The following is a 16,000-nucleotide window of genomic DNA, read 5'->3' on the forward strand; positions in this document are numbered from 1 at the left end:
CACGGGAACCACAGTCCCGCCGTGTGCCGGCTTACTCCGTCCGGTCCCGGCTGGTCGGGGTGCCCACTTCCTCCGAGAGCGGGATCTCCTTGACGAAGCAGGCGAGCACCAGGGCGGCGAGCACGATGGGGACGGCGTAAAGATAGATAGGCGGCAGCGCCTGGGCGAAGGCATGCGCGATGAACTCCTGGGCCGGGGCCGGCAGCGAAGCGACCACGGCGGGGCCGAGCGAACTGAAGCTTTGGCCGCCTCCGGAACGCATCGTCGTCAGCAACTCGGGCGGCGCCGTCGAAAATTGCTCGGTCAACCGGCTGATGAAAATAGCGCCGAAGAGCGAAATGCCGAAGGTGGCGCCGATCTGGCGGAAGTAGTTGGTGGCCGAAGTAGCGGTGCCCAGATCCCGACGTCGGACGCTGTTCTGCACGATCAGCACCAGGTTTTGCATGATGGAGCCCAGTCCTAGCCCCAGCACCAGCATGCCGGCGGCGGTGAACGCGTACGGCGTGGTGTCGGAAATCCGCGAGAGCATGACCAGCCCGGCCGCGATCAGCGCGGTGCCGATGATCGGGAAGACCTTGTAGCGGCCGGTGCGGGTCACCAGCTGCCCGGTGATGGTGGTGGCCCCCACCATGCCCGCCGTCATCGGAATCATCATCAGGCCCGACTCGGTGGCGCTGGCGCCGTTGACCATCTGCAGGAAGGTGGGCAAATAGGCGATCGCCGAGAACATCGCAATGCCCACACACACGCCCATCAGGGTGGGCAGCGTGAAGTCCCGGTCGCGGAACAGCCGCAGCGGCAGGACCGGTTCCACGGCCCGGCGCTCGGCCAGCACGAACAACACCGAGGCGACCACGGTGAGGGCGCCGAGCACGATGATCACCGGGCTGTCCCACGGATAGGTGGTCCCGCCCCAGCTGGTGAACAAGATGACCGCCGCACTGGCGACCGCCAGCAGGAAGGTGCCCAGATAGTCCAGCTTGGGCCGGGGCCCGCCCGGCTTATGCAAGTGCAGGGTGGTGGTGATGACGACCAGCGCCGCGGCCCCCAGCGGCAGGTTGATGTAGAAGATCCATCGCCAGTTCCAGTTGTCGGTGATGAACCCGCCCAAGAGCGGCCCGCTGACCGAAGCGAGTCCGAAAGCCGCTCCGATCAAACCCATGTACTTGCCCCGCTCGCGCGGCGAAACAAGATCACCGATGATCGCCTGCGCGCCGATCATCAGCCCGCCGCCGCCAACCCCCTGGATGGCGCGGAAGGCGATCAGCTGCGGCATGCTCTGGGCCATGCCGGAGAGCATGGAGCCGCCCAGGAACACTGCGATCGCGAAGATGAAGATGCTCTTGCGCCCGAACAGGTCGCCGAGCTTGCCGTAGATCGGCAGCCCGATGGTGGCGGCCAGAATGTAGGCGGTGATCACCCACGAGATGTGCTCCAGCCCATTCAGGTCCCCGACGATCGTGGGCAGCGCGGTCGCCACGATGGTCTGGTCCAGCGCGGCCAGCAGCACGGCGAGCATCAGCCCCAGGAACACCACCATGATCCGCGGCTGTGCGGTCGCCGCGCGGTCCCGGACGTGGTTCCGGTCCTGGTCCGTGGGGACGGAAACCGGTGCTGTTGAAGGGCCGGCAGGCTGCTGGCCCCGGTCTGGGCTGGGAGGTACTGCCATGGTGAACTTTCCGGCGGCGCGGGTGGCGCAGGCGGCCTTGATGTGGTTGCCTGGGGACGCCCGCCGCCCCGCGTGTGTACCGTACTGCCGTCCGCGGAGCGGCACAACCCCCGATTCCGGCACGGCGCTGACGTACGCTGGAAGCCTGCCCAGCGAAGGGACATGCCAATGGACGACGCCGGATCCCGCCTGATCTTCGGCTGCATGGGTTTGGGCGGTGGCTGGGGGAGCGGCCCGTTGGAGGCAGCCGACGTCGCCGCCGCCCACACGGTGGTGGAAGCGGCGCTGGAGATCGGCATCAGGATTTTCGACCACGCCGACATTTACGCCCACGGCAAGGCGGAGGCGGCGTTCGGCCGGGTGCTGGCCGAGCGCCCGGAACTCCGGGAAACCATCCAGCTGCAGAGCAAATGCGGCATCCGGCTGCCCGCTCCCGGGCTGGCCGGGCAGTATGACTCATCTCGCGAGGCGATCATGGCCAGTGCCGAGGAAAGCCTGCGCCGCCTGCACACCGACCACCTGGACACGCTGCTGATCCACCGGCCTGACCCGCTGGCCCCGGCTGAAGAGATCGCCGAGGCCTTCAGCCACCTCCGGATGGCGGGGAAGGTCCGCCGGCTGGGCGTCTCGAACATGTCCGGCGAGCAGATGCGGTGGCTGCAGGCAGCGCTTGACGAGCCGCTTACTGTAAACCAGCTGGAAATGAGCCTGTACCGGCGGGACTGGCTTGAATCAGGTGTGCTGGTCAACCACCCGGAAGGCGCGGCCGTCAGCTTCCCGCACGGCACCCTGGAGTATTGCGCTGCGCACCAGGTGGAGCTGCAGGCGTGGAGCTCGCTGGCCCGGGGCCGCTACAGCGGCCGGCCGATGGAGCCGGACGCCGGCAACCACGCCACCGTCGGCCAAGCAGGAACCGAGGTCGCTGCGGACCAAGCGACGGCGGCTCTGGTCACCGAACTGGCGCGGGACAAGGGCTGCACGCAGGAAGCCGTGGTGCTGGGCTGGCTGCTGCGCCATCCCGCCAACATCCGGCCGGTCGTCGGTACCAGCAACCCGGACCGGATCAAGGGCTGCGCCCAAGCCGAGGAGATCGGCGCCGCGATGACCCGGCAGGATTGGTACGCGCTGTGGGTTGCGGCACGGGGGCGTCCGCTTCCCTAAACGAACGCGGGCTGCTCCAGCCGGCGGAACACGGAATCGTGGAAGACCAGCGGCTGGTGCGCGCCGTTATGCGTGGTTAGCCCATGTACCTCCAGCAGCACCACCTGGTGGTCTCCGGCCGGAACCTCCTGGTGCACTGAGCAGTCCAGCCAGAGCGCTGCGTCGTTGAGGAAGAGCGCGTCCTGGTCGGTGCGGTGCAGGCTCAGCCCGGCGAAGCGGTCACCGTTCTTGGAAGCAATCTGGCGGCAGACGCCGTCGTGCCCTGTGCCCAGCACCGATACACCGATCCGACCGGCTTGGCGGACCAGCGGCCAGGTTCGAGAGGTGTTCTGCACCGCGAACATCACCAGCGGCGGTTCGAGCGAAACGCCCACGGTGAAGGAGGAAGCGACGATGCCTTGGGGCTTGCCGTCGATGACGGCGCAGAGCGCTGCGATTCCGGAGGGAAAGCGCCCGAAGGCGGAGCGCAGGGTGTTCGGGGTCAAGTCGTTGTGCAGGGACATGGCCATCCTTGAAGCTAGGGCGCATCCGCTGCTGCCGGAGGACACGCGTACTTGCCTGCCGACAAACCCGGCGGGCCGAATCATCACCTGGAGCACCCCGCTACGGTAGAGGGTTGCCGGCCAACCAGCCAGGGCTGTGAAGTTGGCGCTCGTGATTCATTTCCACGGTAAGAGTGCGATGTGTCCCCGGTCAAACACGGGTAACAGTTCGTTAAGAACCTCCGGGGCCGAGCGCGGGCACCCGCATTCCGCTGACTCAGGCGTCGGCTGGCTGGTCCGCGCCGCGGTTAAGCCGGAACGGATGCGCGGGATAGACGCCCAGAATCCGGATTTCGGTGGTGAAGAATTCCAGTTCCTCGAAGGCATGGATCATTGACTGGTCCTCCGGATGGCCTTCGACGTCCACCATGAACATGGTGGCAGCGAATTCGCCGCCGACCATGTAGCTCTCCAGTCGGGTCATGTTGATGCCGTTGGTCGCGAAGCCGCCGAGGGCCTTGTACAGCGCCGAGGGAACGTTCCGCACCCGGAAGACAAAGCTGGTCACCGCGGGCCCGGACAGCTCCTCGCGGCTGGGCACGGGCCGACGGTCGGCCAGCACCACAAACCGGGTGGTGTTCGTCGGATCGTCTTCTACTTTCTCGGCGAAGACTTGCAGGCCGTAAAGTTCTGCAGCCATCGGCGGCGCGAGCGAGACCTTGGTCGGATCGTTCCATTCGGCTACCTCACGGGCCGATCCGGCGGTATCGCCTGCGATGACCGGCGTCAGCCCCAAGCGGCGGATCAGCTTGCGGCACTGTCCCAATGCATGGATGTGGCTGTGCACTTCACGGGCCTGTTCCACCGTGGCACCCGGAATGCCGAGCAGGCTGAAGCGGATGGGCAGGAAGAATTCCTCCACGATCTGCAGCGTGGTCCGGGGCAGCAGGGCATGGATGTCCGCCACCCGGCCGGCGATCGAGTTGTCAATAGGGATCATCGCCAGTTCGGCTTCGCCGCTCGTGACGGCGGCGAACGCGTCTTCAAAGCTGGCGCACGGCACCGCGTCCCAGCCGGGCCGGACCTCAAGGCACGCCATATGCGAGTTCGAGCCGGGTTCACCTTGGTACGCGATTGCTGGAGCCATGGGCGAAATTATCCCATCCGGACAGCCCGGGGCTTTATTCGGCGGGCTCCGGTCCGCGTCACAAAGCCGGAGCTATGCGCCGATAGAGTGGAAGGCGTGGAAGGATCCAACCCCCGTGCCGTTGCCCTCTGGCTCGCTGCTGCCGTCGTCGCCCTCTTCGCCGTCAGCCTGACCGTGATGCCGTCCATCATGGGGCTGGACATCATGCCGCCGCTGATTGTGGTGTCCGTGCTGTTGATGATCGGCGCCGTAGTGCTGGCCGGCATGGCTATCGCAGCCAGGCGGTCCGGGCAGCGGTAAAGCCGCCCTTCAACGGTCAGGCGACGATGCCGAAGCCTCCGGTCCACGGGACCTTCTCGGCGGCGGCCAAGGTGATCTGCAGGAACCCCAGGGCCTCGAGTTCCCGGGCCCGGGACAGGGCGCCGGCATCGATGGCGTGCAGTCCGGCGGCGGTGACCACCTCGGCCAGCAGGGACTTGGCCTCAGCGTCGTCCCCTGCCATGAGCACGGTGGTGGGAAGGCCGCCGACGGTGCCGGAGGACAACGTGGCGGCGAGGGTCGTGTTGAAGGCCTTGACCACGCGGGAGTCCGGCAGCGAGGCACTAAGTTCGGCTGCCGCCGAGCTGTCAGACGGGACGGTGAGCGAGTCGAAGGTTTCGAAGTTCAGCGGGTTGGTGATGTCCACCACCACCTTTCCTGCCAACTGGTCGCCGCGGGTGCGGACGACGTCGGACAGGGCGGGGTACGGCACCGCCAAGATGACAACGTCGCCGGTTACGGGTCTGTCGTCGTCGTGCCCGAACGTCTCGACGACGTTCCCGCCTTTGCTGACCACGCCGGAGATGGCTTGGCCCATGTTGCCGCTACCGATGATGCTGACGTTTGCCACGGGAACGCTCCTCAGATCTGCCGGACTGCCAGAACGTACGAGCGCAACGGTAGCAGCATCGACCCGGGAGTCAAGGCCCGCAGCGGGGCTCTGCCGGCGGACTCAGCCTGACAGGTGGTCTCTAGCCGAGGTGGGATTCCTGCGTGATGCCATAGGGCACATCGTCGCTCAGTTCCACGGTGAACTGCCCGGGGCCCGTGCGGGTGACCAGGATGCCGCAATCCCCGTCGATGGCCGCGATTTTTTGCAATTCTTCCACCGCAGCATTGAGAAGATCGTGGGCCTCGGAGGCCGTCTGTGCCGTCAAAGACTTGGTAGCCAAAGTCGTGGCCATGGTTCTGCCTTTCGTGACCGGAGGCTGCCGCAGAGGAGAAAGCGCGGTGGTAGCTTCCGGCCGGAACGTGGTGCCATGCGGAACGGTGCATGGAAGTTTACATTCTGCCATTCCAATGGACATCAGATGAATTTTCAAGCGGCGTGGCGGACGCCGCCTCTCGCGATCTGGCGGCTCTGGCGCGGATTTTGCGGGGATCGGCAGCAGACAAGTGTGGTCAAGAATACGTTACTGGGCACCGACGTTACGGGAGCGGGCAGCCGATAGTGGGAGCAGGGGCTACAGCTCGAACGCGGACATCTACATCGGCTTTGCGGTGCTGGTCGCGCCGGTTTGATAGCCCCGTTTGCGATCCTTAGAAAGGGTTCAGCAGCCGGTGGACGAACTGCCTGGTGCGATCTTCCTGCGGTTCGCGCAGCACCTGCTCGGGGTGACCGCGTTCCACCACCACACCGCCGTCCATGAACACGACTTCGCTGGCCACTTCCCGGGCGAACGCCAGCTCGTGCGTGACCAGTGCCATGGTCCAGCCTTCCTCGGCCAGCTCCTTGATCACATGCAGCACATCGCCCACCAGTTCGGGGTCCAAGGCAGAGGTCGGCTCGTCGAAGAGCAGCAGCGAGGGTTTGAGCGCCAGTGCCCGGACAATGCCGACCCGTTGCTGCTGTCCGCCGGAGAGCTGGTGCGGGTACTGGTCTTCCTTGCCGGTCAGGCCCACGCGTTCCAATAGCGACATCGCCTCACGCACGGCCTCGGCCCGGGGCCGCTTCTGCACCTGGACCGGGCCCTCGATGATGTTCTGCAGCACGGTCATGTGCGGGAACAGGTTGTAGTGCTGGAACACCATGGCACTGCGGTCCCGCAGCGCGGAGATTTGCTTGCGGTTCACCGCGGAGCCGAAGTCCACGGCCGGTCCGCCCGCGAAGGCGACCCGTCCGCCGTCGGGAATCTCCAAGCCGTTCAGGCAGCGCAGTACGGTGGTCTTGCCGGAGCCCGAGGGACCGATCAACGCCAGCACGCCTCCGGTCTTCACCGACAGGTCAATGGACGTCAGCACCTGGTTGTCGCCGAAGGACTTGCGAAGTCCCTCCACGGAGAGGACGGGATCGCCGTCGGCGCCCGCGGGCGACTCCATCGGCGGAAAGTCAGTGGGCGACATAGCGGTCCAGCCTCTTCTCCAGTCGGGTTTGCGCGGCGGAGAGGACCAGGCAGAACACCCAGTAGACCGCCGCGGCCTCGATGTACAGCAGCAGGAATTTCTGGCTGAAGGCAGCGATTTCCTGGGCAACACGGAACGCTTCGGTAACCAGGATCAGCGACGCGAGGGACGTATCCTTGACCAGCGAAATGAAGGTGTTGGACAGCGGTGGTACCGATACCCGCGCGGCCTGCGGTAGGACGATCCGGCGCAGGGTGGTGGTGCCGGACATCCCGATGGTGTGGCCGGCTTCCCACTGCCCCTTGGGGACGGACAGAATTGCAGCCCGGATGATTTCGGCCGCATAGCCGCCCACGTTCAGCGAGAACGCGATGATCGCGCTGGGCCACGGCTGGAGCACCACCCCGATGCTCGGCAGGCCGTAGAAGATCACGAACAGCTGCACCAGCAGCGGAGTCCCGCGGATGACCGAGATGTAGGCCCGGGCGATGCCGGCCAAGATCCGCTTGCCGCTGATCCGCATCAACGCGAGGAAGATGGCCAGGACCAAGCCAATGGCGAAACTGGCCAGCGCCAGCGGGATGGTGCCGGTCAGTCCGCCCTGGACGATGGGCCAGAACGAGCTGGCCAGCAGCTCCCAATCGATGTCCATATGGCTACGTTAGCGTCTTGGATCCGCCCGCTTACTGGGAGACGTCTGCGCCGAAGTACTTCTCGGAGATTTTGGCCAGCGTGCCGTCGGCGCGCAGCTCATCAAGCGCCTTGTTGAAGGCATCCACCAGGTCATCGCTGCCCTTCTGGAAAGTGAAGGCGCTCTGCGACTCTTCATTCGTCTCCGCGGCCACCTTGATGTTCTGGTTGTCGTGGGTTTTCTGGTAGTCCAAGTAGGTGAGCTTGTCGTTGACGGTGGCGTCCACCCGGCCCTGTTCCAGCAGCGAAACCGCCTGCGCCCAGCCCTCAACCGCCTGCACCTTGGCACCGGCCGACTTGGCCATTGCGTACCAGTTGCTGGTGAGCGACTGGGCGGTGGTCTTGCCCTTCAGGTCGGCCAGCGAGGAGATATCGTTGGTGTCACTCTTCACGACGACGACGCCGGTGCTCACCGTGTAGGGGTCGGAGAAGTCGTACTCGGCCTGGCGCTGTTTGTTGATGGAGACCTGGTTGGCGATGACGTCGAAACGCCCGGCGTCCAGTCCCGCGAAGATGGCATCCCACTGGGTCTCTTCGAACTTCACGTCCACGCCCAGCTTCTCCGCCACCGCCTCGACGACCTCGACGTCGTAACCGGTCAGCTCACCGGTACCCCCCTCGTGGAAGCTGAACGGACGGTACGTGCCCTCGGTCCCCACGGTGATCACGCCGGCGTCCTGGATCTCCTGCAGCGAGCTGGCGGCGGCCGAGGTCGAGGGCTGCGACTCCGTCGGCGAGGGGGTGCTGCAGCCGGCCAGCACCAGAGCGGCAGCTGCAACGGCACCGAGCACTGACAAACGACGACGAATCATGGTGGAAATTCCTTGTGGTCTAGGAGGGTAAGCCTGCCGCTGGGGGTGGCCGGCGACGCTGAACGCTAGCACGTACAACAACCGCTACCTCAAGATATGTTCCGAACTGTGTCGGTACTGTGAGCAGCCGCACGCTGCCCGGGACGCAGCGGCACGCTGCCGGGCCCTCACCCGGCGGCAGGCACCGCCCTTGCCCGGCGGCAGGCACCGCCGTCGGGCGTGGGTCAGTCCGCGGCCACCCGGACCCGCAGCGCGCCCGGGTCGACGCGCATCGAGAGCCGGGAACCCAGGCCAATATGGTCCCCGTCCAGCTGCATCTCCTGCGGGCGGCCGGCGGTGATCTCCACTTCCTTGCCCTGGTAGTAGTCCACCGACGGGTCCACGCTCCGGCCGCGCTTGGCGAGCCCGGCCAGCACGCCGAGCCAGCCCAAGCGGCCGCGCGGGGAGATGGTCATGATGTCCAACAGGCCGTCATCGATCTGTGCGCCGGGGAACATCTCGAAACCGCCCTGGATCTTGCCGCAATTGCCGCCCATCACGCTGCGCATCCGCAGGGTCACGGGTCTGCCGCCGTCGATGGAAAGCGTGGCCCGGACCGGTTTACCCGGCAGGTTGCGCAAACCGGCCTCCACGTAGGCGAGCCAGCCGATTCGGTCTTTGAGCGCGTCGTCCGTGCCACCAATGACAGCGGCGTCGAAGCCAAGGCCGGCCATGACCAGGAACACCGCGCCGCTGCCGGCGCCGTCCACCTTGGCACGCACGGCGTCGATCTGCCGGTCGCGGCCGGTCAAGGCGATGCGCACCGCGGTCTCCGGATCGTCCACAGGCAGGTCCAGGTTGCGCGCCAGCAGGTTGCCGGTGCCCAGCGGAATCACCCCCAAGGGGGTATCAGTTCCGGCCAGCCGCCCGGCCACGCGCCGCACGGTGCCGTCACCGCCGGCCGCGATGACAAGGTCGACTCCGGAATTCATCGCCTGCTGCGTCTGTCCGGCACCTGGGTCCTCCAGCGTGGTCTCCAGCCAGAGCGGCGGCTGCCAGCCGGTTTCGGCGCACAGGCCCTCGACCAGCTCGATCAGATCAAAGCTGAACTTTTTCGATGGGTTCCAAACCACCGCGGCGCGGCGGGATCCTGAGGGAGCAAATTCAGTCATGATGTCCTTACTGCAGTCCTGTCCGGCCGGCGCCGTGGCCTTGCAACCCGACGAAACCCATTGAAGCAGCATTCGCCACCTGCCGCCCGGCTCGACATCGCCACGGGGCGCTTATAAGTTCGAACAGGACAATCTCGGATCCAGGAGAATAATGCTTCGGCGCGCTCTAGCACTCATCATGGCCCTGCTGCTGACGGTAGCGGTAGCTGCCTGTGCTCCCGAGCGTGAATCGCCCGACCCAAGCGCCCAGGCGTTGGCCGAAGGCCTGGCCGCTAACGATGTCTCGGCGGTCACTTTCGCTGATGCCACCGGGGCGCAGGTGCAGGAGCAGCTCGCCGCGCTGACCAAGGATATGGACCCGTGGCAGCCCGACGTCACAGTGGCCGACGTCGAAGAAGTCGAATCCAACCTGTTCCGGGCCACCCTTTCCTATGACTGGCCGGTGCCGGACTCGGAGCAGAGCTGGAGCTACACCACGACGGCGGACCTGCACTATGCGGACGACCGCTGGCAGGTGCGCTGGACGCCGCAGGTCCTTGAACCCTCGCTAGCCGAGGGCGAGCGGCTGGTGCTGGCCACGGCAGAGCCGCAGCGTGGCCAGATCCTTGACGCCGACGGCGAGGCGATCGTCAAGAACCGTCCGGTCAAGATTGTCGGGATCGACAAGAGCGGACTGGACAAAACAGCCGCCGAGGACTCCGCCCGGGAGCTGGCAGCGCTGGTCGACATCGATGCGGCAGACTACGCGAAGAAGGTCGCTGCCTACGGGCCGGAGGCCTTCGTTGACGCGATCACCCTTCGCGAGGGCGCCTTCAAGAAGCTGGACCAGGGGAAACTAGAGGATATCGACGGCTTGCTAGCCGTGGACGACCAGATCCCGCTGGCACCCAGCCGCACCTTCGCCGGGCCGGTGCTGGGCTCCGTCCGGGAGGCCACCGCAGAGGACATCGAGAAGTCCGAAGGAAAGGTGGTGGCCGGCGAGACAGTCGGATCTTCCGGCCTGCAGGCTGCCTTCAACAAGGAGCTCTCGGGCACTCCCGGAGTCACAGTGTCCGCGGTGGCGCAGCCAGCAGAAGAAGGCGCCGAAGCGCCGTCCCGCCGACTGTTCCACCAGGACGCTGCCGACGGCAAGGACCTGAAGACCACGCTGGTGCCGGACCTGCAGTCCGCCGCGGAGGACATCCTGGCCGACACCAAGTCGCCGAGTTCGATCGTCGCGCTGCGGCCGTCGACGGGTGCCGTCCTCGCGGCGGCCAACGGGCCGGACAGCGAAGGCTACAACACTGCGTTTTTGGGCCGCTACGCACCCGGTTCAACCTTCAAGATCGCCACCGCACTGGGCCTGCTGCGCAACGGCATGACCCCGGACTCCACCGTCACCTGCGATCCGGACCTGGTGGTGGACGGCCGCACCTTCGAGAACGCGGACAGCTACCCGGCGGCCTTCACCGGCAAGATCACCTTGACCGAGGCCATCGCCCACTCCTGCAATACGGCGTTCATCTCCGAACACCAGAAGCTCTCGCAGGACCAGCTCGCCGATGCCGCGGGTGCGCTGGGTGTCGGCATGACCGCAAACCCCGGGATCGAGGCCTTTTTGGGCAGTGTGCCGCGCGAAGACTCCAAGGGCACCGCCCACGCCGCCTCGATGATCGGCCAGTCCCGCGTGCAAACGTCGCCGCTGTCGCTCGCCACCATGATGGCGGCCGTGGTGAAAGGCGGATCCGTGGTGCCCACCTTGGTGGAGGGACACGATCCGCAAGCCAAGCTGCCGGACGTGCCGAAGCTAACCAGCAAGGAAGCCGAGCAGCTGCGGACCATGATGCGCTCCGCCGTGGTGGATGGCTACCTGGCCAATCTGGCCGACCTGCCCGGCAAGCCTGCGATCGGCAAGACCGGAACCGCGGAGTACGGCTCCGAGGATCCGCCGCAGACGCACTCCTGGGTCATCGCCGGCCATGGCGACCTTGCCATTGCGGTGTTCGTAGAGGACGGCAAGCTTGGCGCTGAGACGGCCGGCCCGCTGGCCGAGGCCTTCTTGGAAGCCGCCGCCGACTAGGCGGTTCCTACCAGCGGTGGGCCACGTCCACCACCAGCCGGGACATGTTGCCCGGGCCATCCAGCGTGAAGACCCTAAACGGCAGCCGCGCACGCACGCCCAGGCCGATGGTGCTGTAGCCCTCGAAGCTTCCGCCCCAGGCGAGCTGCCGGAAGGTGTTGTAGCCACGGACGTTGGCCAGTTCCTTCGGATTGGCGGGACGGTAGGTGGCGCGGCCGCTGGAATTGTAGGCCGGTGCCCTGACGACCACGGCCAGGTCGGCGCCGCCGCGCAGCGGGATCACGCGGCCGGAGCCTTGGGCCCGCACCGTTCCGTATCGAACGGAGTAGCCGGCAACATCACCGCGGATGGTGATGACCATGCGGTCGTAGCAGGTGTGCTGTCCGGTGCGGACATTGGTGATCGGGGCTGTGGTGCTACCGGGTGCGGATTTTGCTCCCGATCCCCAGGAAATCCCGCAGTAGGAGGCGGCGGTCGCGGGGCCCGGTGCCACCAACCCCAGGCCCAAAACCAGCAGGATCACGGACAGCCATGTGGGGAGCTTCCTCATGGCACACCGCCTTTCATCGGGGACCAGATGCACTCAGGATAGAAGCGTTTCCCGGCGCTGCACCGGGCGGTTCCGAACTGACGCTGAAACCGTTACGGCGCCCCGTTCCGGCCGGTAGTTCCTTGATCTTCCGGTGACCGGTCCGTGACCCGCCCCTCCGGAAACCGCACTATTACGCCCTTACGTAACATAAATACAACCGTGTCATTTCGCGCGCGACGAGTGGCATACTGTGAGCGTTAGCCGGTCACGGACCCCCAATTTACGTGACCGGCGAATCCCCCAAAGTGCCAGCCCCGCGTGAACACACCGCGGGGCTGGCCAATTTAAACGCCGCCTTTCCGCCTCGCCTTGCGGGGGAGTGTCAGTCTGGGGAGTATCAGCCGGTCCTGACGTCCATCACCATGGCCGACGTGATCCGGCGCAGGTCGTCGAAGCCGATCGAGAACATGGCGCGATGATCGCCGGCGCCGGCCCACAGCACGGAATGGCCTGCCAGTGACCGATCAAGCACGGTGCGGATCGGCGCGGGGTGTCCCACCGGTGCCACGCCGCCGATGGCTTGGCCGGTATGCGTGAGGACGAAGTCCGCGTCGGCCCGCCGGATACGGTCCATTCCCAGCGTGGCCGCTACCATCCTGGTATCCACCCGTGCTGCACCGCTGGCCAAGATCAACAGCGGGCTGCCGCCGGAATCGAACACCAGGCTGTTGGCTATGGCTGCCACATCGCAGCCCAGCACCCTGGCCGCCTCTGCGGCGGTGGGAACCTCGTCGTCGAAGACCATGACGGTATCCGCAACGCCACGTTCCACCAAGGCGGTCCGGACCGCGGCCACGGGGTTATTCATGACCCGATGGTATCCAAGGGGCCGGAGCCTCAGCCCACATCGAAGCCGCTGAGCCCGCCCGTAGCGGCCGTGTACGTTGTTTCCACGCCCCTGACCCGGCCCGGCGTGCTGCCGGATTCGAGTGCCGCCACCAGTTGCTCGACGGCATCCCGCCGGCCCTCGGCCACCACGCCGACGGATCCGTCGGGCTGGTTCACCGCCGATCCGGCCAACCCCAACCGCTCGGCCTGGTCGCGGGTCCAGTAGCGGAAGCCTACGCCCTGAACCCGGCCCCTTACCGTTGCGCTGAGGCGGACGTCCGGGCTGGTCACGTCCTGTTCGTCCATGCGTCCCTCCTAACGGAGCTGCATCCAGCGTACGACGGCGGCGCCCCGCCTCAGCTGGTGCCGGAACCGTAGGGGCGGGTGATTGCCTCCAGAAAGTGGCCGTCCGGGTCGGTGAAGTAGACGCCGCGGCCGCCGTCGTTGTGGTTGATGTGCCCGGGCCTGCTCCTGGCCGGGTCCGCCCAGTAGTCGATTCCTGCCGACTGGATGCGTGCGAAGATTCCGTCGAAGTCGTCTTCGCTGACCAGAAAGGCATAGTGCTGGGGCTGCACTCTTCCCACCGCGTCCGCGTAGTCCAGCGCCACGCCGCCTTCCAGCGTGACTGACATAAAGTGTCCGAACATCGGCTGCGGCGGACCGAGTCCAAAGATCTCCGCAAAGAATGCGGCCGACGCTTTCTTATCCGCGGCATACACAATGGTGTGATTGAACGAGACGGCCATGACGCTCTCCGATTGCGGTGGCCGGACTGCCCTCGTCCGGCGATTCCGGCTCTATTCAACTCCGCGCCCCGCTGTTGGACAAGGTGCGTCGCAGCGCATAACGGCGCGTTAACGCAGTAGCGGACGGAACCGGCACTTCGATGGGTGCCGGCGTCGTCCGCAAAGAGTGGGTGGTGCTGCGCTCTACGCCTGCTGGCTAGGCAAACGCCAGACCGTGCAATCCTGGGTGCTGATGGCGCGCCGTGAACCGTCCGCGGCGTCGCGGATCCAGACCAAGCCGACACCCGGCGCGGTGCGGTCGACGCGGCCCCGGTACTGGACGGCATTGTCCATGCGGGCCTCGACCGAATCGCCGCGGCGCAGATGCCCGAGGTTGCGGATCCGGGTGGGAGTGGAATTGACCAGGGGGGACTGACCGGTTGTGGATAGTGTCATTCATGACCTCCGATGTAGCGGGCGGGAAAAAGGCGTGCCCTGACAGACCGGATCAGCCGTGCGGCCGGTCTGTCGTGGCAACGTTCAGGAACTGCTGGTTAGGCACCAAGGCCGGTTCATGCCGGCTGCAGAAGGACGCTAGCAATGCGGGCGGGGAAGCAGAGCGGCAGGGCGCGGGAAAGAACTTCTCCGCTGATCTCCTGCTCTAAACATGCTGGTCCCTCGGTATTACATTCGCAGTTTCGTGTAATGGAACGGGCACTTATCCGGGTTTATTCCGGTGTGGCCAAAAAAGTTTGGGGTCAGGGGTTACTGGGGCGGCAGCTGCTGCAGCGACCAGGTATTGCCGTCCGGATCACTGAAATAGACGAAATGTCCCCACGGCTGCACGTCCACGGCGCTGGCTTCGACACCGCGGCCGATCAGTTCCTCCCGCGCTGCCGCGGCGTCGGCGACCACCATTTGCAGGCCCCGCTGAGAGCCGGGCACCATCTCGGTGATGCCGTCCCCGATCACGATGGAACAGGCTGAACCGGGAGGCGTGAGCTGCACGAACCGGAGTTCCGGATTCACTTGGTAGTCGTGGTCCGCGTTGAAGCCCACCTGCTCTACATAAAACTTCTTCGCCCGGTCCACGTCGGTGACCGGCACTGGAACGAGTTCAAGTTTCATCTCCATGGCAGACACGCTAGCGCCGGCACCCGGGTGGGGATAGGGGCAAGCCGCGCCCGCGGTCAGCTCCTGTCCCTGGCCAGGCGGAGTTGGTACCCCTCGGACTTCTCAAACAGGCTGCGCGGGTGGGAGCCGTTGTTGGCGAGCCAGACGATGTCCGCATCGAGCGTCACCGCATCAATCCGCCCGGTCCGCAGCATCATTCCGTCCCTGTGAACTTCCACCATGGTGCCGGGAACCAGGTCCCAGTTTTCGAGCGGGGTATCAGGCATTTCGGTACTCCTCAGATCGGGCCAACGGCGGGTGCATCCCTCCTCAACAATGCGGGCGGAGGGTGGCGGCCACAAGGGCTCCGGCCCGATGTTCACTCCGAATTAACACGGGACTTCGAGCTGCGGCGAGGGTGCTCATTCATGAAGTGGCTTCGCTCCGACAAGAGCCCGGGCGGATTGTACAAACACACTGAGCTGCGTTCACCGGCTTTCCAATCGGCTTCAGTGGGGGAGAAGGGCCGAAAGCTATAGCCGGTCACCAGCTTCTCGGCATGCTGCCCAAGAAAATCTGCGCAAACGCGGGTGGCCTCACCGCCCAGCGCACGCTCGCCGGGATAGGGCTGGTGCCCGTGAGTGACGACGCCGAAGACCTCACCTTCGTGTGGCTCACCGCAGGGCACGGGGAAGAGAGCAGTCTGCGTGGGGCCGGAGGTATATTCCCAGTCGAAAAACACGCAATCGCCGGGCCGGGCAGCGCTCAACGTTGACGGCTTGGTTCCCGCCTTCCACTGCTCGGCCAGGAAGCTCTCAATGTACGCGGATTCGGCCTCTAATTCCGCTTCACTGAGGGGAACCTCCGGCTCATCGGATGGCTCCACGGAGGATCCGGACGGCAGGGGAGTGGCAAAGCGGCCGGTCGCCGGGGCGGCGCCGCCAGCCGCAGAACCGGACGCTCCGCTGCCGGCGGTGGGCGCCGCCGTCGGGCTCTTTGATTCCACCGGTGCAGCACTTGCGTCTGATCGCAAAGGCCCCGAGCATCCGGCGAGCAGCACCGCGCCGATCGCCACGTGGGCAGCCGTCAACCTGATCCGCATGGTCCCCCCGATGCCAGTGCCGAAGCCGCATACGAAGCCAGCCGGAACGTCAGCAGCCTAGCAGGGCACTGCTACCTGATCCGGGAC

Annotated in this window: 20 protein-coding genes and 1 riboswitch; of the genes, 3 read left to right on the forward strand and 17 right to left on the reverse strand. The window is 66.0% G+C overall.

Annotation, left to right across the window (positions count from 1 at the left end; genetic code table 11):
* Window positions 1-31: 31 nt before the first annotated feature.
* Window positions 32-1,669, reverse strand: a complete 1,638-nt coding sequence (locus tag AC5RW2_RS09895; RefSeq protein WP_493962540.1) for an MDR family MFS transporter — start codon at window positions 1,667-1,669, stop codon at window positions 32-34.
* A 168-nt stretch (window positions 1,670-1,837) separates the two neighbouring features.
* Here AC5RW2_RS09895 and AC5RW2_RS09900 point away from each other — a divergent pair, with 168 nt between their 5' ends.
* On the forward strand, window positions 1,838-2,830 hold the full coding sequence (locus tag AC5RW2_RS09900; RefSeq protein ID WP_493962539.1) for an aldo/keto reductase: 993 nt from the start codon (window positions 1,838-1,840) through the stop codon (window positions 2,828-2,830).
* Here AC5RW2_RS09900 and AC5RW2_RS09905 read toward each other — a convergent pair.
* On the reverse strand, window positions 2,827-3,333 hold the full coding sequence (locus tag AC5RW2_RS09905; protein ID WP_493962538.1) for a flavin reductase family protein: 507 nt from the start codon (window positions 3,331-3,333) through the stop codon (window positions 2,827-2,829). The two genes, AC5RW2_RS09900 and AC5RW2_RS09905, sit on opposite strands and share 4 nt — an antisense overlap.
* A 42-nt stretch (window positions 3,334-3,375) precedes the next feature.
* A riboswitch (SAM riboswitch) is annotated at window positions 3,376-3,490 on the reverse strand.
* A gap of 99 nt (window positions 3,491-3,589) precedes the next feature.
* Window positions 3,590-4,459 carry a prephenate dehydratase gene (locus AC5RW2_RS09910; protein ID WP_493962537.1) on the reverse strand — a complete coding sequence of 290 codons (870 nt, stop codon included), beginning with the start codon at window positions 4,457-4,459 and terminating at the stop codon, window positions 3,590-3,592.
* A gap of 96 nt (window positions 4,460-4,555) precedes the next feature.
* On the opposite strand from AC5RW2_RS09910, the gene AC5RW2_RS09915 reads away from it, so the two are divergent.
* Window positions 4,556-4,759: a hypothetical protein gene (locus AC5RW2_RS09915; protein ID WP_493951286.1), complete on the forward strand. Its 204-nt coding sequence runs from the start codon at window positions 4,556-4,558 to the stop codon at window positions 4,757-4,759.
* Between the two features lie 16 nt (window positions 4,760-4,775).
* Here AC5RW2_RS09915 and AC5RW2_RS09920 read toward each other — a convergent pair whose 3' ends face one another.
* The 6 genes from AC5RW2_RS09920 to AC5RW2_RS09945 all read right to left on the reverse strand — a co-directional run bounded on the left by AC5RW2_RS09920 (window position 4,776) and on the right by AC5RW2_RS09945 (window position 9,494).
* Window positions 4,776-5,348, reverse strand: coding sequence for an NADPH-dependent F420 reductase (locus AC5RW2_RS09920; protein ID WP_493962536.1), 573 nt, complete (start codon window positions 5,346-5,348; stop codon window positions 4,776-4,778).
* A 121-nt stretch (window positions 5,349-5,469) separates the two neighbouring features.
* The gene (locus AC5RW2_RS09925) at window positions 5,470-5,682 is read right to left on the reverse strand and encodes a hypothetical protein (protein ID WP_493951284.1); all 213 of its coding nucleotides are present in this window, start codon (window positions 5,680-5,682) and stop codon (window positions 5,470-5,472) included.
* Between the two features lie 355 nt (window positions 5,683-6,037).
* Window positions 6,038-6,841, reverse strand: a complete 804-nt coding sequence (locus AC5RW2_RS09930) for an amino acid ABC transporter ATP-binding protein (protein ID WP_493951283.1) — start codon at window positions 6,839-6,841, stop codon at window positions 6,038-6,040.
* Window positions 6,828-7,493: an amino acid ABC transporter permease gene (locus AC5RW2_RS09935; protein ID WP_493962535.1), complete on the reverse strand. Its 666-nt coding sequence runs from the start codon at window positions 7,491-7,493 to the stop codon at window positions 6,828-6,830. The genes AC5RW2_RS09930 and AC5RW2_RS09935 overlap by 14 nt, the downstream gene beginning before the upstream one ends.
* Before the next feature lie 31 nt (window positions 7,494-7,524).
* A complete protein-coding gene (locus AC5RW2_RS09940; protein ID WP_493962534.1) occupies window positions 7,525-8,343 on the reverse strand; it encodes an amino acid ABC transporter substrate-binding protein in 819 nt (272 codons plus the stop codon).
* A 224-nt stretch (window positions 8,344-8,567) separates the two neighbouring features.
* Window positions 8,568-9,494, reverse strand: coding sequence for a diacylglycerol/lipid kinase family protein (locus AC5RW2_RS09945; RefSeq protein ID WP_493951280.1), 927 nt, complete (start codon window positions 9,492-9,494; stop codon window positions 8,568-8,570).
* A 151-nt stretch (window positions 9,495-9,645) separates the two neighbouring features.
* Here AC5RW2_RS09945 and AC5RW2_RS09950 point away from each other — a divergent pair, with 151 nt between their 5' ends.
* Window positions 9,646-11,553 (forward strand): penicillin-binding transpeptidase domain-containing protein, encoded by a 1,908-nt coding sequence (locus AC5RW2_RS09950; protein WP_493962533.1) that lies wholly within the window; start codon window positions 9,646-9,648, stop codon window positions 11,551-11,553.
* A 7-nt stretch (window positions 11,554-11,560) separates the two neighbouring features.
* Here AC5RW2_RS09950 and AC5RW2_RS09955 read toward each other — a convergent pair whose 3' ends face one another.
* The 8 genes from AC5RW2_RS09955 to AC5RW2_RS09990 form a co-directional block, all read right to left on the reverse strand.
* Window positions 11,561-12,103: an AMIN-like domain-containing (lipo)protein gene (locus tag AC5RW2_RS09955; protein WP_493962532.1), complete on the reverse strand. Its 543-nt coding sequence runs from the start codon at window positions 12,101-12,103 to the stop codon at window positions 11,561-11,563.
* A 379-nt stretch (window positions 12,104-12,482) separates the two neighbouring features.
* Window positions 12,483-12,953 (reverse strand): YbaK/EbsC family protein, encoded by a 471-nt coding sequence (locus AC5RW2_RS09960; protein ID WP_493962531.1) that lies wholly within the window; start codon window positions 12,951-12,953, stop codon window positions 12,483-12,485.
* 29 nt (window positions 12,954-12,982) lie between these two features.
* Entirely contained in the window at window positions 12,983-13,279 is a 297-nt protein-coding gene (locus tag AC5RW2_RS09965; RefSeq protein ID WP_493962530.1) for an acylphosphatase, read from the reverse strand.
* A gap of 50 nt (window positions 13,280-13,329) precedes the next feature.
* Complete coding sequence (locus tag AC5RW2_RS09970) at window positions 13,330-13,719, reverse strand: VOC family protein (RefSeq protein WP_493962529.1); 390 nt, start codon at window positions 13,717-13,719, stop codon at window positions 13,330-13,332.
* A gap of 183 nt (window positions 13,720-13,902) precedes the next feature.
* Window positions 13,903-14,154 (reverse strand): hypothetical protein, encoded by a 252-nt coding sequence (locus tag AC5RW2_RS09975; protein ID WP_493951274.1) that lies wholly within the window; start codon window positions 14,152-14,154, stop codon window positions 13,903-13,905.
* Between the two features lie 309 nt (window positions 14,155-14,463).
* A complete protein-coding gene (locus tag AC5RW2_RS09980) occupies window positions 14,464-14,832 on the reverse strand; it encodes a VOC family protein (protein WP_493962528.1) in 369 nt (122 codons plus the stop codon).
* Window positions 14,833-14,888: 56 nt separating this feature from the next.
* Complete coding sequence (locus AC5RW2_RS09985; RefSeq protein ID WP_493962527.1) at window positions 14,889-15,098, reverse strand: hypothetical protein; 210 nt, start codon at window positions 15,096-15,098, stop codon at window positions 14,889-14,891.
* 92 nt (window positions 15,099-15,190) lie between these two features.
* Window positions 15,191-15,886, reverse strand: coding sequence for a septum formation family protein (locus AC5RW2_RS09990; protein ID WP_494073903.1), 696 nt, complete (start codon window positions 15,884-15,886; stop codon window positions 15,191-15,193).
* Window positions 15,887-16,000 lie beyond the last annotated feature (114 nt).

Source organism: Arthrobacter sp. B0316-1-20, assembly GCF_059091865.1.

What these genes read in the sequence shown, in the direction of transcription:
- AC5RW2_RS09895 (WP_493962540.1), bottom strand. Translation starts at nt 1,669, where the DNA reads ATGGCAGTACCTCCCAGCCCAGACCGGGGCCAGCAGCCTGCCGGCCCT.
- AC5RW2_RS09900 (WP_493962539.1), top strand. Translation starts at nt 1,838, where the DNA reads ATGGACGACGCCGGATCCCGCCTGATCTTCGGCTGCATGGGTTTGGGC.
- AC5RW2_RS09905 (WP_493962538.1), bottom strand. Translation starts at nt 3,333, where the DNA reads ATGTCCCTGCACAACGACTTGACCCCGAACACCCTGCGCTCCGCCTTC.
- AC5RW2_RS09910 (WP_493962537.1), bottom strand. Translation starts at nt 4,459, where the DNA reads ATGGCTCCAGCAATCGCGTACCAAGGTGAACCCGGCTCGAACTCGCAT.
- AC5RW2_RS09925 (WP_493951284.1), bottom strand. Translation starts at nt 5,682, where the DNA reads ATGGCCACGACTTTGGCTACCAAGTCTTTGACGGCACAGACGGCCTCC.
- AC5RW2_RS09930 (WP_493951283.1), bottom strand. Translation starts at nt 6,841, where the DNA reads ATGTCGCCCACTGACTTTCCGCCGATGGAGTCGCCCGCGGGCGCCGAC.
- AC5RW2_RS09935 (WP_493962535.1), bottom strand. Translation starts at nt 7,493, where the DNA reads ATGGACATCGATTGGGAGCTGCTGGCCAGCTCGTTCTGGCCCATCGTC.
- AC5RW2_RS09940 (WP_493962534.1), bottom strand. Translation starts at nt 8,343, where the DNA reads ATGATTCGTCGTCGTTTGTCAGTGCTCGGTGCCGTTGCAGCTGCCGCT.
- AC5RW2_RS09945 (WP_493951280.1), bottom strand. Translation starts at nt 9,494, where the DNA reads ATGACTGAATTTGCTCCCTCAGGATCCCGCCGCGCCGCGGTGGTTTGG.
- AC5RW2_RS09950 (WP_493962533.1), top strand. Translation starts at nt 9,646, where the DNA reads ATGCTTCGGCGCGCTCTAGCACTCATCATGGCCCTGCTGCTGACGGTA.
- AC5RW2_RS09955 (WP_493962532.1), bottom strand. Translation starts at nt 12,103, where the DNA reads ATGAGGAAGCTCCCCACATGGCTGTCCGTGATCCTGCTGGTTTTGGGC.
- AC5RW2_RS09960 (WP_493962531.1), bottom strand. Translation starts at nt 12,953, where the DNA reads ATGAATAACCCCGTGGCCGCGGTCCGGACCGCCTTGGTGGAACGTGGC.
- AC5RW2_RS09965 (WP_493962530.1), bottom strand. Translation starts at nt 13,279, where the DNA reads ATGGACGAACAGGACGTGACCAGCCCGGACGTCCGCCTCAGCGCAACG.
- AC5RW2_RS09970 (WP_493962529.1), bottom strand. Translation starts at nt 13,719, where the DNA reads ATGGCCGTCTCGTTCAATCACACCATTGTGTATGCCGCGGATAAGAAA.
- AC5RW2_RS09975 (WP_493951274.1), bottom strand. Translation starts at nt 14,154, where the DNA reads ATGACACTATCCACAACCGGTCAGTCCCCCCTGGTCAATTCCACTCCC.
- AC5RW2_RS09980 (WP_493962528.1), bottom strand. Translation starts at nt 14,832, where the DNA reads ATGGAGATGAAACTTGAACTCGTTCCAGTGCCGGTCACCGACGTGGAC.
- AC5RW2_RS09985 (WP_493962527.1), bottom strand. Translation starts at nt 15,098, where the DNA reads ATGCCTGATACCCCGCTCGAAAACTGGGACCTGGTTCCCGGCACCATG.